The sequence below is a fragment of the Thermococcus sp. P6 genome (assembly GCF_002214525.1).
Taxonomy (GTDB): domain Archaea; phylum Methanobacteriota_B; class Thermococci; order Thermococcales; family Thermococcaceae; genus Thermococcus.
Map to the genome: position 1 here is coordinate 817,656 of NZ_CP015104.1, position 13,544 is coordinate 831,199.

At 56.0% G+C, this 13,544-nt stretch carries 18 protein-coding genes and 1 pseudogene; 12 read left to right on the forward strand and 7 right to left on the reverse strand.

Annotated features, from left to right (window positions below; translation table 11 throughout):
* Positions 1–7: 7 nt before the first annotated feature.
* The gene (locus A3L12_RS04425) at positions 8–1,897 is read right to left on the reverse strand and encodes a S9 family peptidase (RefSeq protein WP_088882489.1); all 1,890 of its coding nucleotides are present in this window, start codon (positions 1,895–1,897) and stop codon (positions 8–10) included.
* Positions 1,898–1,969: 72 nt separating this feature from the next.
* Here A3L12_RS04425 and A3L12_RS04430 point away from each other — a divergent pair, with 72 nt between their 5' ends.
* Positions 1,970–2,299, forward strand: coding sequence for a hypothetical protein (locus tag A3L12_RS04430; RefSeq protein ID WP_088882490.1), 330 nt, complete (start codon positions 1,970–1,972; stop codon positions 2,297–2,299).
* Here A3L12_RS04430 and A3L12_RS04435 read toward each other — a convergent pair.
* A complete protein-coding gene (locus A3L12_RS04435) occupies positions 2,264–2,911 on the reverse strand; it encodes a phosphotransferase (protein ID WP_088882491.1) in 648 nt (215 codons plus the stop codon). The two genes, A3L12_RS04430 and A3L12_RS04435, sit on opposite strands and share 36 nt — an antisense overlap.
* A 52-nt stretch (positions 2,912–2,963) precedes the next feature.
* Here A3L12_RS04435 and A3L12_RS04440 point away from each other — a divergent pair, with 52 nt between their 5' ends.
* Complete coding sequence (locus tag A3L12_RS04440; protein ID WP_088883217.1) at positions 2,964–3,191, forward strand: Lrp/AsnC family transcriptional regulator; 228 nt, start codon at positions 2,964–2,966, stop codon at positions 3,189–3,191.
* Positions 3,192–3,232: 41 nt separating this feature from the next.
* Here A3L12_RS04440 and A3L12_RS04445 read toward each other — a convergent pair whose 3' ends face one another.
* The 3 genes and pseudogenes from A3L12_RS04445 to A3L12_RS04455 all read right to left on the reverse strand — a co-directional run bounded on the left by A3L12_RS04445 (position 3,233) and on the right by A3L12_RS04455 (position 6,838).
* Entirely contained in the window at positions 3,233–3,907 is a 675-nt protein-coding gene (locus A3L12_RS04445; protein ID WP_088882492.1) for a TIGR00153 family protein, read from the reverse strand.
* Between the two features lie 4 nt (positions 3,908–3,911).
* Positions 3,912–5,125 (reverse strand): annotated as a pseudogene (locus A3L12_RS04450) (inorganic phosphate transporter).
* Between the two features lie 99 nt (positions 5,126–5,224).
* Positions 5,225–6,838, reverse strand: coding sequence for a metallophosphoesterase (locus tag A3L12_RS04455; protein WP_088882493.1), 1,614 nt, complete (start codon positions 6,836–6,838; stop codon positions 5,225–5,227).
* A 93-nt stretch (positions 6,839–6,931) separates the two neighbouring features.
* Between A3L12_RS04455 and A3L12_RS04460 the strand changes: the two genes are divergently transcribed.
* On the forward strand, positions 6,932–7,297 hold the full coding sequence (locus A3L12_RS04460) for a cupin domain-containing protein (RefSeq protein WP_088882494.1): 366 nt from the start codon (positions 6,932–6,934) through the stop codon (positions 7,295–7,297).
* A 48-nt stretch (positions 7,298–7,345) separates the two neighbouring features.
* On the opposite strand, the gene A3L12_RS04465 is transcribed toward A3L12_RS04460, so the two are convergent.
* Together A3L12_RS04465 and A3L12_RS04470 are read right to left on the reverse strand one after the other, a co-directional pair.
* Complete coding sequence (locus A3L12_RS04465) at positions 7,346–8,620, reverse strand: tRNA (N(6)-L-threonylcarbamoyladenosine(37)-C(2))-methylthiotransferase (RefSeq protein ID WP_088882495.1); 1,275 nt, start codon at positions 8,618–8,620, stop codon at positions 7,346–7,348.
* A gap of 94 nt (positions 8,621–8,714) precedes the next feature.
* Positions 8,715–8,927, reverse strand: a complete 213-nt coding sequence (locus A3L12_RS04470; RefSeq protein ID WP_088882496.1) for a TRAM domain-containing protein — start codon at positions 8,925–8,927, stop codon at positions 8,715–8,717.
* A 254-nt stretch (positions 8,928–9,181) separates the two neighbouring features.
* Here A3L12_RS04470 and A3L12_RS04475 point away from each other — a divergent pair, with 254 nt between their 5' ends.
* From A3L12_RS04475 to A3L12_RS04515, 9 genes are read left to right on the forward strand one after another with little or no spacing between them, the layout of a single operon-like run.
* Positions 9,182–9,682: a monovalent cation/H+ antiporter subunit E gene (locus tag A3L12_RS04475; RefSeq protein ID WP_088882497.1), complete on the forward strand. Its 501-nt coding sequence runs from the start codon at positions 9,182–9,184 to the stop codon at positions 9,680–9,682.
* Positions 9,679–9,942: a cation:proton antiporter gene (locus A3L12_RS04480; RefSeq protein WP_088882498.1), complete on the forward strand. Its 264-nt coding sequence runs from the start codon at positions 9,679–9,681 to the stop codon at positions 9,940–9,942. The genes A3L12_RS04475 and A3L12_RS04480 overlap by 4 nt, the downstream gene beginning before the upstream one ends.
* Positions 9,939–10,307: a monovalent cation/H(+) antiporter subunit G gene (mnhG, locus tag A3L12_RS04485; RefSeq protein WP_088882499.1), complete on the forward strand. Its 369-nt coding sequence runs from the start codon at positions 9,939–9,941 to the stop codon at positions 10,305–10,307. Before A3L12_RS04480 ends, mnhG begins: the two co-directional genes overlap by 4 nt.
* Positions 10,304–10,570 carry a DUF4040 domain-containing protein gene (locus A3L12_RS04490; protein ID WP_088882500.1) on the forward strand — a complete coding sequence of 89 codons (267 nt, stop codon included), beginning with the start codon at positions 10,304–10,306 and terminating at the stop codon, positions 10,568–10,570. Before mnhG ends, A3L12_RS04490 begins: the two co-directional genes overlap by 4 nt.
* On the forward strand, positions 10,567–10,866 hold the full coding sequence (gene mbhE / locus A3L12_RS04495; RefSeq protein ID WP_088882501.1) for a hydrogen gas-evolving membrane-bound hydrogenase subunit E: 300 nt from the start codon (positions 10,567–10,569) through the stop codon (positions 10,864–10,866). The genes A3L12_RS04490 and mbhE overlap by 4 nt, the downstream gene beginning before the upstream one ends.
* Positions 10,859–11,311, forward strand: coding sequence for a Na(+)/H(+) antiporter subunit B (locus A3L12_RS04500; RefSeq protein ID WP_088882502.1), 453 nt, complete (start codon positions 10,859–10,861; stop codon positions 11,309–11,311). The genes mbhE and A3L12_RS04500 overlap by 8 nt, the downstream gene beginning before the upstream one ends.
* Positions 11,308–11,667, forward strand: a complete 360-nt coding sequence (locus tag A3L12_RS04505) for an NADH-quinone oxidoreductase subunit K (RefSeq protein WP_088882503.1) — start codon at positions 11,308–11,310, stop codon at positions 11,665–11,667. The genes A3L12_RS04500 and A3L12_RS04505 overlap by 4 nt, the downstream gene beginning before the upstream one ends.
* Positions 11,664–13,193: a proton-conducting transporter membrane subunit gene (locus tag A3L12_RS04510; RefSeq protein WP_088882504.1), complete on the forward strand. Its 1,530-nt coding sequence runs from the start codon at positions 11,664–11,666 to the stop codon at positions 13,191–13,193. The genes A3L12_RS04505 and A3L12_RS04510 overlap by 4 nt, the downstream gene beginning before the upstream one ends.
* A 1-nt stretch (position 13,194) precedes the next feature.
* Entirely contained in the window at positions 13,195–13,542 is a 348-nt protein-coding gene (locus A3L12_RS04515) for a hydrogenase (protein ID WP_088882505.1), read from the forward strand.
* Positions 13,543–13,544: the final 2 nt, after the last annotated feature.

The following is a 13,544-nucleotide window of genomic DNA, read 5'->3' on the forward strand; positions in this document are numbered from 1 at the left end:
GTATAACTTATTCCTCTGTTTTACCCTTAAGTATCTTCTCAACGTCAAATCCTTCCTCGTACCTCTTGAGTTTCCTCTCAAAAAACTCCAAAAAGAGTTTATAGCGCTTTGCCCTGTGCCTCGGACTCCCACGGAGGCTGTGTCCATGGGCTCCCTTTTTGAAGATTGCAATGTATGCCTCCTTCCCCAGGTCCTTGAGCACGTGATAGAACATCACGCTCTGATCGAGGGGGCAGCGGTAGTCTTCGAGGGAGTGAATTATCAGCAGGGGCGCTTTAACATTTTTCGCATAGAAAAGCGGGCTTAATTTACGGTAGTTCTCATTTTCGAGCGGATTCTCGCCGATGACCTCCTTATCGAACCAGAGGCCGATGTCCGAGAAAGCGTAGCTCGTCAGCCAGTAGCTTATGCCGTTCTCACTTATTCCGGCCTTGAAGAGGTCGCTCTGCGTTAGGGCCCAGTTGGTCATGAAACCGCCGTAGCTTATGCCCGTTATCCCAACGCGCTCCCCGTCCGCCTGAGGCTCGAGTTTGAGGAACTCCTTTATTCCAGCCATTATGTCCTCAAAGTCCTCTAAACCCGTTCTCTCCAGCACGCGGAGGGCAAAGTCCTCACTGTAACCGTTGCTACCGCGCGGGTTGACAAAAACTACGTAAAAGCCTTTATCCGCGAGGAGCTGCATCTCATATTTGAAGTAGTATCCATACATGCCTTTGGGGCCGCCATGGACGAACACCACAACGGGAGCTTTCTCGCCTTCCTCTACGTCCGGCTTTATGTACCATCCGTCAATCTCCAGATCAAGGCTCTTAAAGCGGAAGTGCTTTATGGGTCTCCTCCTGAGCCCCTTCAAAACGGGCCCGTTGTAATCGGTGAGCTGCCTGAGCTCCCCATCCCAGAGAAAGACCTCACTCGGCATGGCCTCCGTCTGCTTTAGAAGGGCAACCTTTCCATCATCGCTCACATCGAATCCCACAACCCAGGCCTTCTCATCAACTATTGGGGTCAGTTCTTCATTTTCGAGCCTGTATAATGTAACCTTCCCCTCCTTTGCCATCGTGAAGTACAGATTTCCTTTAACATCGAGCTTTCCCATGCCGTTGTTGTATACAAAGCGCTTCGTCAGGGGCTCAACCTTTGCGCCATCCCAGATGTAAAGGTAATCGTGCTCGCTGAGTTTCTTCTTCTCCGGCTTTCCACGGAGGAGGACGAGCTTCCCGTTTGAGTCCACGGGAACGTAGGAGACCTTCTCAAATACCCTCTCGCTCTCCCCGTCCCTATACCTGAAGATGTCATAGAACTTGAACATCAAGGGCTTTCCATCCTCCCTGTGGTGCTGTGCATAGAGCACCTCATCGCCGTGCCAGATGGCGGAGGCAAATTTTTCGGCAGTAAACTCCTCCAGAATTTCCTCACCTTCACTGTCGTAAATCCAGAATGTTGTTTTCTCACCGTCAAAGAAGCCTTTTGCATCAAACCACACGGGAACGTCGTTCTCAAAGATGAAGTCCTCATCATCGCGCCTCTTGAAGCCCGTGATTAGCAGGCGCCTGTCGTCTTTGTTCCAGCTCACGTCGAGGATGTTCTTGGTCTCCATGAGCTTTTTGGTGCTCATACTTCTCAGGTCAACAAGCCACAGCTCGCTCCTCCCCTCATTAGCTCTGACGAAGGTTAGCTTTGTTCCACTCGGAGAAAAGCGGGGCATTGAAGCGTTCTCCACGTATTTCCTCTCCCCACTTTCAAGCCCCTCAACGACAACCGTGTTTTCATACCTGTTGTTTTCCATGTTCGCCTTTGTAAGAAGGTAGGCAATTTGCCTCCCGTCCTTCGAAATCCGTATATCCCCCAGGTAGCTGAACTTAGAAAAGGTTTCATGGTTCCATTCGATTTTGCTCATAACGCTATCACCAATATAATGACAAGCTTTTAAAGTATTTAAGCTTTAAGATTAAGGGAGCAGGTGGGGAGAATGAAAGAGGAGCTTGCAGTTGCAGGAATTCTCGTTGCCGGGATAGTGATCTCGCTCGTCCTCAGGACCTACCTCGGGGTTGCGGTAGCGGCGCTTGGCATACCGGCTTACCTGTCCTACAGATCGAGGAGGCAGAACCTGCTCGCAAAATCGAGGCTCTACGACAGGGACCTGTTCATCATGATAGGCGTGGCCATCGTGACCATCCTCCTCTTCGACTACCTCTGGGATCCGAGGGTAGGGCTGATATCCATGGCGATCCTCGTGCCGCTGCTGGCGGCCTACGCGGACAGGCTAAAGGGTGGAAAGAACCCCCAGAAGACCCGATAGCCTCCCGGTTTTTTTGTACGCCCTCACCTCATCCCTGAGTTCCTTAAGAAAGTCCCCGTCGATGCGGAACTTTGCCCTTACCCTGCGCGAGATCCGGTTGTCGTTGAGAAAGAGCATGGCCATGGCGGATGTAAGGTTTTTGGGCTTCCTCCAGCCGGCTTTCTCGAAGTCTATGAGGTAAACCCTTTCTCCGATTATCACGTGCTTGCCCCCCTGAATCTGGCCGTGGTCAAGCCCCATGGCGTCCAAAAGAGCCGTCTTCTCAACGATCTCAAAGAGGTGCCTTTTATCCGGGATGGCGTTGAGAATCATCTCCCCTCCGGCGAATTCCCTTATCAGGTAGTCGAGGCCCTCGAAGGTGCCCTGGGCAAGGAGTCGAGGGGTTACCCCGAAGGGCTCAAGGGTTTTGATTATCTCAGCTTCCCGGGACAGGGTTCTCCTCGGCGAATCCGGTCGCTGGAGCTTAACGATGACTTCCCTTTCCCCCAGCCTGCCCCTGAAGACGAGGCCGGTCGTTCCTCTAGAGTAGGGCCTTAGCCCATCCAACCCGAGTGACCTCAGGTGGGAGTAGAACCGCTCCAGTGAAGCCCCATCGATGAGGTGGTCGAACATGGGTCTCGATAACCTTAAATACCTTTCCGATAAAATACTTTTGGTGATAGCCATGGTGACGGCTTTTATTTTGATGGTGACTGCCGCCGGAAAGGAAAGGGAAGTTATGGAGAAGCTCCTCGCCATGCCCGAGGTTAAGGAGGCTCACGTGGTTTACGGGGAATACGACGTCGTCATAAAGGTGGAAACCGACACCCTGAAGGCCCTCGATCAGTTCATCACGGAGAAGATAAGGAAGATGCCGGAGATCCAGATGACCTCGACCATGATAGCCATCTGAACCTCTTTTCCCTTTTGGTACATTTAAAAAAGGAAAAAAGTTCACTTGTTCATCAACAGCCTTATCCTTTCCGCGGAGTCCTTCGCCCTGTCCGAGATGTTGCTGAGGGCTCTGGCCACGTTGAGGATGTAAAACCCCTCGCTCCAGCTCATGGAATCGGCCCTCTTAAAGACCTCCTCCATGAGTTTCGTGTCGAGGGCGTCTATCTCGTTCTCAACACCCTCTACCTGCTCGATTATCTCGTACTCCCTTTTTATCTCCCCATCGGAAAAGCCGCTTTCCACCACACGGTCCATCTGAACTATCGCTTCATAGACGAGCTTGGCAGCTTTGATGCTCTCAGTACCCATCTGAAGTATCAGCTCCTTTATCTCCCCGGGAATCCCGTCGGGTTTCCTGACGAACAGCCATTTGGCCGTGTCTTCCGCGGCATCTGCCACCTTGTCCTGCATGTGGAGGTAAATAAGAACGTCCTCCCTCGCGACGGCCATCATGAGCTTTGAGCTGAGGGAGTCCCTTATCTCCTCCTTCAGCCTGTCGGCAACGTCTTCGAGGCGATCGACCTCGACGGCCATCTTCCTCAGGCCCTCGTAATCTCCCTCATACCAGAGGCGGAGGGCCTTTTCGAGGGCCTCGACCGTACTCAGGACCGCTTCCGCGTGCTTTATGAGGGGCTTGAAGGGACTTTTCGCGAACAGCTTCGTCCATACCTGCATGCTATCACCCCATCATCATGAGCAACTTGAATATCATCCCGCTTATCAGACCCACCACGGGGACGGTAACGAACCACGAGATCACTATGTCCCTGACGACGTCCTTGTTTATTGCCTTTACCCCCCGGGCGAGGCCCACACCGATGACGGCACCAACTACAGCGTGCGTTGTTGAAACCGGCAGACCCATCCAGCTCGCCACGAGAACCACCGTCGCGGCCGAGAAGTCGATGGTAAAGCCGCGCGTGTTCGTGAGTTCGGTTATCCTCTTCCCAACGGTCTCCATGACCCTGTAACCGTAGGTCGCCACGCCAACCGCTATTCCAAGGCCTCCGAGGGCGAGGATCCACCTCGGAACCGGAACCTTCATGCCGCTCAGCCCCATGGTCGCCACCGTGTAGACCGCAGCCACCGGACCCACCGCGTTGGCCACGTCGTTGGCACCGTGGGCCAGGGCAACGTAACCTGACGTTATGACCTGAACCCTCCTGAATATGGACTCCACCCCTATGAGGGGGTCATCCACGGGGAAGCGGAGTTTTATGAGGTAGTAAACCACGAAGAAAACCACTATACCCAGGGGGACGCCGTACATCAGGACGCCCCTCTTAAGGCTGCTCCCGTGGAGGACCTTGAGGTAGAACATGGTTCCGATTACGACGAAGGCCAGTCCCACCCAGAAGGGGGACCAGATGCGGGCGCCTCTGACCGGGTCCTTCCTCTCGAAAACGCTCTTCGTGAGGGCCTTGAACACGAGGTAGGCCATTATAGCACCGACTATCGGCGAGAGGATCCAGCTCAAAACAACCTGCGCCATCTTGCCCCAGTTAACTATATGGCCGTCCCGGCGTAAACGATACCGTAACCGGCTATTCCCCCCACGATGGAGTGGGTGGTTGAAACCGGCAGACCCATCCTGCTGGCTAAAACAAGCCACACGGTAGCCGCCAGCAGCGCAGCCACGGAACCGTAGATGAGGACGTTCGGGTCCTTTATCATGCCCGGGTCGAGGATGCCCTTTCTGATGGTCTCCGTGACGCTCTTTCCAAAGAAATAAGCCCCCGTGAACTCAAGGATTCCGGCTATCAACACGGCCTGTCTCGGGGTTATGGCCCTCGCCCCAACGGCGGTGCTCATCGAGTTGGCCGCGTCGTTGGCACCTATGCTCCAGGCCATGGCAAAGCCGACGATAAGGGTTATGATCAGCCACACGTCCATGATCGCCACCGGATGCCCCTAAAGGGATCTAAATAAATACTTTATCGCAATAAAATATAGTTAGCTACCGAGAGCTATATAGCAAAAATAGATAGAGGATCAGGGGCTGACCTTCACGGGTTCGGCCTTTATCTCCCCCGAAGAGCTCAGGGAAAGCCTGACGTAGTGGTAGAAGCCGCCCTCGTCGGGTTCCGCGTAGAGGGGAGCCCCTCCGCCTCCCGTGATCACGTACCTGACGCCATCGATCTCCCCGTCCCAGAACATGTGAATGTGGCTGAAGATTCCAAAGGCGCCGTAGTCCCTCATGAGTTCGAGGAGCCTCTTCGCGTCCGCCGGATTCATGGCGTGGTCTCCGTTCTCCCTCGGGTCAACCGGTGGGGTGTGCATAACTATTATCGGCTTCCTGCCCGTTGCGTTGGCCCTCTCGAGCTCCTCCTCGAGCCACTTCCACTGCTCATCGCTCAGGCCGTAGTTGTGGTTGACGTTGTCCATGAAGATGTAGTAGTAACTCCCGAGGGCGAAGGAATAATCCGTCGGCCCGAAGAGCCTGTGGTAGACGTTCGTTCCCTCCACGCGGTACTCGTGGTTTCCGGCGGCGATGAAGATGGGCCTGTTCCACTTCCATTCCTTGAGCAGTTCGGCCCATTCGTCGACCCTACCGGAGTAGACGAGGTCGCCACCGTCCACGATGAAAACCCCTTCCTCGGAGTTGATGGCGTCCCTGATCCTGAGGAACACGGGCGGAAGCTCTTTCCCTCCGTCGGGCCTGTGGTCCCCGAAAACAAGAACCGTGTAGTTCCCGATGTCCTTCGGGGTCACGCTGAACGAGGGATCCGAAGTTTCGAACTCGACCCACGTCTCGCCCCTTCTGGCCCCGGTCGGGAGGTTGAGCACGGATGGATTGGTGTTCTCTATAACGTAGGTCAGCTTAACCCCCCGGGGATTCTTTATCTCCACGCTCACGTTGAACCCGAGGGCGTGGATGTGGACTTTTGAGCCGTTGACGAGCCTGATGAAACCGCCCCTGACGGTAACGTTCTCACCCTCGACGACGCGCCAGTAGTAGACGAAGGGTTCTTTGACATTAAAGGAGCTCAGGTACCAGTACTCGCCTTTATCGGGGATTCCATCCCAGTCGTTGTCCCCTATGACCTTCAGGAGAACCCCCTCGAACTCGCCGCTCCTCACAACGTCGTTAACGTTCGGAGCTTTGCCCCCCTTCAGTTCCATGGCGTACTCGAGGGCCGCCCCGACGCCGGCCTTGCCCGTTCCCGTGAAGACGAAGTTTGCCCTACCGTTGTCGTTGAAGGCCACGAAGATGCCCTTATCCTCCCCAACGAACCTAATGCCCTGCCTGTAGGCGATGTAGCCGAAGTAGTCGTTGACCGTTATCAGGATCGGCCTTCCCCTGAGGAGCGACCTCGCGTCCTTCGGCGATAGAATCGCCACCCCGCCGTCGTACTGATTTGCTGGAAGTATCTGAGCGCTGGGGAAGTAGTGTTCCGCGAGATCCTGGTAACCCTCGCTCACGTAAACCTTGGAGATGTTGGCCAGTTCGTACCAGTGGGCGAGGACGTCTCCCTTACCGTAGGCCCCGAAGTCGATGCCGCTCGAGTGGGTCGTTTCCGTCGTGGTATCCGTCACCCGCTCGGAGCTCATGCATCCGGCCACGAGAACGACAAGGACCAGCAGGAATACCGCAACCTTCCTCATGTTTTCACCGGGGGAACTGGGGTGGAAAGCTTAAAACCGTTTTGAATCCGGCAGGTTTAAATAAAGGCGCTCCAACTACCTCCGGGTGATACCATGTTCGTGGGCCATTACAGGGACGTCCCTGAGAAGGATACGGGTTTTGAGGGCGTTACCATCAGGTGGCTCGTTTCTCCAAAGCTCGGGGCGAGGAACTACGCCATGCGCTACTTCACCCTGAGGAAAGATGCCGAGATTCCGATCCACCAGCACGACTGGGAGCACGAGATATTCATCGTCAAAGGGGAAGGAGCCATAACCAACGGCGAGAAAACGGTGAGGGTGAAGGCCGGGGATTTCCTCTACGTTCCCCCCAACGAGCCCCACGGTTACAGAGCTCTGGGCGAGACCTTCGAATTCCTCTGCATAATCCCCGCCAGAAAGGAGGCCATACCTGAAGAGGAATGGGCTGGGGATGTGTGACTTTTTGTTCCAACACTCTTTTGGATATTCCATCGCCTTACGTCCCGGTTAGAGGGCTGTCCCTTTAAGATAGGTCGAGCCGGCCTGATCGACGCGGGCCCTCAGGAACTCGCCGGGCTCACCGGAGTCGAGGATTATCTCCTTGTAGTTGAAGGTTCTTCCCTCAACCCCTCCCTTCTTGCCCTCCCCGTGGACGAGGACCTCAACCTCCCTGCCGAGGTACGTCTCGTTTATCTCGTGGGCTATCCTGAGCCTGAGCCTGTGGAGGGTCCTCGAGCGCTCCTTGACCTTCCAGCCGGGCAACTGCTTCCACCTCGCGGCCACCGTTCCCGGCCTCGGCGAGTAGCGGGAGACGTTTACCTTGTCCGGCCTCACCCTCTCCACGAGTTCAAGGGTGTTCTTAAAGGCCTCATCGTCCTCTCCCGGAAAGCCGACTATAACGTCCGTGTTGAGGTTCAGATGGGGAATCCTCCTGCGGAAGGCCCTCACTATCTCCTCGAACTCCTCAACGGTGTAGCCTCTCCCCATCCTCCTGAGGACCCCGTCGTCCCCGCTCTGGACCGGAAGGTGAAGGAACCTGTAAACCTTCGGGTTGAGGTACGCCTCAAGGAGTTCGTCGAGCATGTCCAGAACATGATCGGGGTTCATCATCCCGACCCTTATCCTGAAGTCGCCTTCGATGGCCGTTATCTCATCGAGAAGCTCCGCCAGATTCGTCCCTATATCGAACCCGTAACAGCCCGTATCCTCGGCCGACAGCCTTATCTCCCTGTAGCCTCTCGCCAGCGCTTCTTTAACCCAGCGTACAACAAGCTCAGGCCTGTAACTCTTCAGAACGCCCCTCGCAAAGCGGGTGGCGCAGTAGGTGCACCCTCCGAGACAGCCCTCCGCTATGGGCACGGTGAAGGCCACGCTTTCCTTCCAGAGGCGGGGGAAGAGGAGCTTATCGGGGTTTCTCTCACGCCATCCCTCAACGCTGACGAGTTTCTCACCGCGCTCGGCAAGGCTCACCGCTTCGGCTATTCTGTCGATGCTCTTCACTCCGAGAATGGCAGAAACCCGGGGGTCTATGGCAGCTGGGTTAACGTGGGGCAGGCAACCGGTGGCGATGACCTTCTTACCCGAGTTCAGCAGTTCCTTTATCCTTTTGCTCATATGCCTTTCAGTGGGATCCTTCACGGCGCAGGTGTTGACCACCACGTAGTCGGCCTTCTCGGGGCTCTCCACGAGCTCGTAACCAGCATCGAGGAGGATGGCCTCCATGATCTCAGCATCGGCCCTGTTTCTGGCGCAACCGTAGGTCTCGACGTGAACCCTTACCATCCCTGTCCGCTGGGAAAGTTGACTTAAAAAGTGTGCGGTTAGAAGGCAAATAGGGGGAATTCAGAATGAGGAATAAGAATGAAAGGAAGGAAAATCAGATGACTTCCGCGAAAGCGAACCTTCTCTTGACGGAGTTGATAACCACTTCAACCTCGTCTCCAACTTTCGTGTTCGGGACGAAGATGACAAACCCCTTTATCTTGGCGATACCATCGCCACCCTTTCCAAGGCTCTCTATCCTAACCCTGTACCTTTCTCCAACCTTAACGGGGGCTTCGTAGCCACCGCCAAACCTATCTCCATACATTTCCGACACCAACTCTTTCGAATTTTTGGAACTCCCTCGAAGAGACCCCGAGAAGAGTCCCACTGACTGGTCCCCTCCAGAGTTTATAAAGCTTTGGGTGACTTTCTAAACCTTTGGTTGACAACGAACCGTTTCCTACTTTTATTTTAAATTCTAAGCTTTAAAAAACCCTTTTAAAAGCATAGAATCTATAAAAGAACGGAAATAAAAAAACAAAGACCTAAAATTATTCCTTGCGGAGAGGGGGTGTTAAGGTGTCGTTCATCGTTGCCTTCCTCTGGAGCTACGTCCTCTGGCTGGTGCTGACCGCGGGCAGTGAGGGGATGCTCTGGAGCACGGAGGAGCTCGTTGCGGGTGTTCTGTTCTCAGCGGTAGTGGCGTTCGCCACGAGGAACCTGATAGGGGAAAAAGCGGGTCGTTTCCTCAATCCGGTGAAGTGGGCGGGCTTTGTGATCTACGCGATCGGTCCTCTCTTCTGGGGAATGGTCAGGGCAAACTTCGACGTTGCCTACAGGGTCATAACGGGAAAGATAAAGCCCGGGATAGTTCGGGTTCCCGTTGAGCTGGAAAACGACGCCCAGTATACACTGCTGAGCAACTCAATAACCCTGACCCCCGGAACCCTGACGATAGACGCCTGTCCCGAAGAGAAGGCGCTCTACGTTCACTGGATAAACGTTACCGAGAGGGAACCCAAAGATTCCAGTGTCGTGGCGGGCTCCTTTGAGAAATGGGCGAGGTGGCTGGGAAGATGATGGCCCCGGAGTTCTTTTACGCGGTGGTGGTCATAGTTATAAGCGCATTTCTGGCGCTTTTCAGGGTGCTACTGGGCCCGAGCGTGCCCGACAGGGTCGTTGGGGTTGACACGGTAAACACCCTCATCGTCGCCGCCATGGTTCTCCTTGGAGCGGCCTACGACAGGACGATATACATCGACATAGCCATCGTTTACGCCCTCCTGAGCTACGTTGGAACGCTGGCCATAGCGAGGTACCTTCAGGGGGGATTGAAGTGAACGCCGTTACGTACCTGATCTACGCCTTTCTGGGGATAAGCATCGCCTTCAACCTTCTCGGCAGCTTTGCCCTTCACAGGTTCCCCGACGTTTACACGAGACTCCACGGGGCCACGAAGTGCACGACCTTCGGGACCATCTTCGCGATTCTGGCGGTGGTCCTCCACGGGGCCTACAGATTAAACCTCACCGGCGACCCCAAGTACCTCCAGATGGCGCTTCACGCTCTGGTTGCTCTGATAGCGCTCCTTATCACGAACCCCACGGGAGCCCATGCCATAGCAAAAGCGGCCCATCTCAGCGGGTACAAACCGGTGAAAGCGGTCGTCGATGCCTACGAAGAGAAGATGGGGGGTGCGAAATGAACGCCCTTTCCCTCGACATGGCGGTGCAGTTCGGGATACTCCTCGGGATACTGCTGGCAACCTACGTGACCATAACCATGCGCGACCTCCTCAGCGCGGCCATAGCCTCGGCCACGATGAGCCTGCTCCTCAGCCTCGAGTTCTACATGCTCCACGCCCCGGACGTTGCCATAGCCGAAGCCGCCGTTGGGGCGGGGGTCGTCACGGCCGTGGTGGTTTACGGGATAGCCAAGACCGAGAGATGGGAGCGTGAGGGACCATGAACCGGACCTTTGGAGGCCTCGCACTGCTGTTCCTCCTCGGAGTCCTTCTGGCGGTTGCGAACCCCTCAACGGGGATAAAGTTCGGTCCCGGCGGGGACGAGTGGATGAAGTACCGCTATACGGATCAGTATTACATAGACCACGGTCCCGAAGAAACCGGCGGGGCGAACGTGGTTACGGACATAGTCTTCGACTACCGTGGTTACGATACCCTCGGGGAAGCCACGGTTCTTTTCACGGCCATAGCGGGGGCCGTTGCCCTTCTCAGACCATGGAGGAGGGATGGGGATGAGTGAGGAACGCGGGATGGGTATCATAGTGGAAACCATCGCGAGGGCCACCATCCCTCTCATAGGTATATTCGGAGCTTACGTGGTCTCGCACGGTCACCTCACCCCGGGGGGTGGCTTTCAGGGAGGGGCCACCATAGCGGGAGCCGGGATACTCTTCCTCATAGCCTTCGGCCTCGGCGAGATGAAGCAACACTACAATAAAAACCTCTACTCCATTCTGGAGGGTCTCGGCGGGCTGGCGTTCCTCGGCATGGCCATGCTGGGCATTGGCGTGGCCTTTTTCTACAACACGCTCTGGCACAACGGACCCATCTTCAACGGTCGGCCCGGAACACTGCTTTCCGCCGGGTACCTGCCCGTGATGAACATCGCCGTGGGGCTGAAGGTCTTCGCGGGACTGGTAAGCGCGATGGTTGCCATAGCCTCTTACAGGAGGTGGGGTAAATGATACCCTTCCAGTTCATCACGGCCTTCCTCATGGTGGGGATGGGAACGTACGCGCTCCTTTACAAGAGGAACCTCATCAAGCTGATTCTAGCCCTCAACATAATCGACTCCGGCGTGCACCTTCTCCTCATAAGCCTCGGCTACAGGATAGAACTCAAGAGCTTACCAACGGCACCGATTTACACGGGCTACGAGACGGTAAAAACGGCCATGGTGGGCCCGCTTCCTCAGGCTCTAACGCTCACCAGCATCGTCATAGGCGTCTGCGTGCTCTCGCTTGCGATGGCCCTGACCATAAACGCCTACAGGCATTACGGAAGCCTTGACATCAACAAACTCAGGAGGTTGAGAGGATGATCCCGTACCTCATAATAATCCCGCTCCTCGGGGCCTTCGCCATGCCCCTGATGGGCCTCGCCGGAAGAAAGGCCGGGGAGCTCTGGGCGGTCATCGTTACGCTCCTGACCTTCGGAGTCTCAATCGACGTTTTCAACACCGTCTGGAAGAAGGGGATCCTCGTTTACACCCTCGGGGCAAAGAGCCCGATAGGGAAGGGCGTGGACTTCCCCGTGAGGATAGTCTGGGAGGTCGACCTGCTGGGAGCCCTGCTGGCCCTCGTGGTGGCCTTCGTAACCCTCGTGGTGGTGGTGTACTCGATCGAGTACATGAAGCACGATACCGGATTGGAGAAGTACTACACCCTCGTCATGCTCCTCGAGGTCGGGATGCTCGGCATAGCGATGACCGGCGACCTCTTCAACTTCTACGTCTTCTTTGAGATAACGGGGATAGCGAGCTACGCCCTCGTCGCCTTCAGGAACGACACATGGGAGGGCATCGAGGCGGGCATAAAGTACATGTTCGCCGGCTCTCTCGCGAGCTCCCTCGTCCTCCTCGGGGTAGTCCTCCTCTACGGCCAGTACGGAACGCTGACGATGGCCTACCTCTCAAAGATGATAACCGGGAACCCGACGTTCACATCCCGGGTTGCCCTTGGACTGCTCATCGGGGGGCTTCTCTTCAAGAGCGGTGCCGTTCCCGTCCACATGTGGCTCGCCGATGCCCATCCGGCGGCGCCCAGCTCCATCAGTGCCATGCTCTCCGGTCTCGTCATCAAACTGGGCGGGGTCTACGCCATTACAAGGCTCGCCTTCAGCGTTTTCGGCGGGGGAACGAACCTCAGAACGCTGGGCTGGGTGGTGATACTCTTCGCCTGCGCCACCCTGATAGTGGGCAACGCGATGGCAGTGGTCCAGACGGACATGAAGAGACTGCTGGCCTATTCCAGCGTCGGTCAGATCGGTTACATCCTGCTGGGGGTTGGGATAGGTCTCGCAGCCTACGGAAGCGAAGTGGGGAACGTGGCCCTCGCGGGGGCCATATACCATACCGTCAACCACGCCCTCATCAAGGCCCTTCTCTTCCTGATCGCCGGAGCGGTTATACATAACCTCGGAACGAGGAACCTCAACGAGCTGAGCGGCATAGCCAGGAGGATGCCCATCACGAGCTTCGCCTTCCTCGTGGGCGCGATGGCCATAATCGGCGTTCCACCCATGAACGGTTTCGCGAGCAAGTGGCTCATCTACGAGAGCTCCGCGCTCTTCAACCCGCTCGTGGGTGTTATAGCGATAATCGGAACGGCCTTCAGCTTCGCCGCCTACATAAGGGTGGTCTTCACCTTCCTTGGAAGGCCCTGCGAGAGGGTTATGCAGGCCCAAGAGCCCGGAAAGGCCATGTTGCTTCCGATGCTCATTCTCGTGGCCGCTATAGTACTCACAGGACTCTTCCCGTGGATAATCAGCGACAGGGTGATGCTGCCCGCGGCAAAAATGCTCGAAAACACCGGAAATTACGTATCGGCCGTGCTTGGAGGTGCCTGAAATGTTCGGCTACTGGGATGCCCTCTACTTCGTTTACGTCTTCACCGTAAGCCTGATCATCGCGTACCTCATCTACCTATGGGCCGAGCGCTCAAGCATGGGGACGAGAAGGGCAGGGGATGGAACGAAGATCTTCCTGAGCGGCGAGGATCAGGACATGGAGGTACCCCAATTCGAACACCTGAAGGGCCACGTAACCGGGAGGCACGTGATGTGGGGCCTCATCAGGGGAATTCAAAGGGTCTTCCTCTACTTCCGGAGGGAGCACACCGGTCTGTTGAGCGATTACGTAAGCTACCTGCTCGTCACCACCGCCATAGTGGTCGGGGTACTCGTGGTGTGGGGGTGAGA

Bases quoted from the DNA above. Each gene is read 5' to 3' on its own strand.
- A3L12_RS04425 (WP_088882489.1), bottom strand. From the start codon at position 1,897: ATGAGCAAAATCGAATGGAACCATGAAACCTTTTCTAAGTTCAGCTAC.
- A3L12_RS04430 (WP_088882490.1), top strand. From the start codon at position 1,970: ATGAAAGAGGAGCTTGCAGTTGCAGGAATTCTCGTTGCCGGGATAGTG.
- A3L12_RS04435 (WP_088882491.1), bottom strand. From the start codon at position 2,911: ATGTTCGACCACCTCATCGATGGGGCTTCACTGGAGCGGTTCTACTCC.
- A3L12_RS04440 (WP_088883217.1), top strand. From the start codon at position 2,964: ATGGTGACGGCTTTTATTTTGATGGTGACTGCCGCCGGAAAGGAAAGG.
- A3L12_RS04445 (WP_088882492.1), bottom strand. From the start codon at position 3,907: ATGCAGGTATGGACGAAGCTGTTCGCGAAAAGTCCCTTCAAGCCCCTC.
- A3L12_RS04455 (WP_088882493.1), bottom strand. From the start codon at position 6,838: ATGAGGAAGGTTGCGGTATTCCTGCTGGTCCTTGTCGTTCTCGTGGCC.
- A3L12_RS04460 (WP_088882494.1), top strand. From the start codon at position 6,932: ATGTTCGTGGGCCATTACAGGGACGTCCCTGAGAAGGATACGGGTTTT.
- A3L12_RS04465 (WP_088882495.1), bottom strand. From the start codon at position 8,620: ATGGTAAGGGTTCACGTCGAGACCTACGGTTGCGCCAGAAACAGGGCC.
- A3L12_RS04470 (WP_088882496.1), bottom strand. From the start codon at position 8,927: ATGTATGGAGATAGGTTTGGCGGTGGCTACGAAGCCCCCGTTAAGGTT.
- A3L12_RS04480 (WP_088882498.1), top strand. From the start codon at position 9,679: ATGATGGCCCCGGAGTTCTTTTACGCGGTGGTGGTCATAGTTATAAGC.
- A3L12_RS04490 (WP_088882500.1), top strand. From the start codon at position 10,304: ATGAACGCCCTTTCCCTCGACATGGCGGTGCAGTTCGGGATACTCCTC.
- mbhE (WP_088882501.1), top strand. From the start codon at position 10,567: ATGAACCGGACCTTTGGAGGCCTCGCACTGCTGTTCCTCCTCGGAGTC.
- A3L12_RS04500 (WP_088882502.1), top strand. From the start codon at position 10,859: ATGAGTGAGGAACGCGGGATGGGTATCATAGTGGAAACCATCGCGAGG.
- A3L12_RS04505 (WP_088882503.1), top strand. From the start codon at position 11,308: ATGATACCCTTCCAGTTCATCACGGCCTTCCTCATGGTGGGGATGGGA.
- A3L12_RS04510 (WP_088882504.1), top strand. From the start codon at position 11,664: ATGATCCCGTACCTCATAATAATCCCGCTCCTCGGGGCCTTCGCCATG.
- A3L12_RS04515 (WP_088882505.1), top strand. From the start codon at position 13,195: ATGTTCGGCTACTGGGATGCCCTCTACTTCGTTTACGTCTTCACCGTA.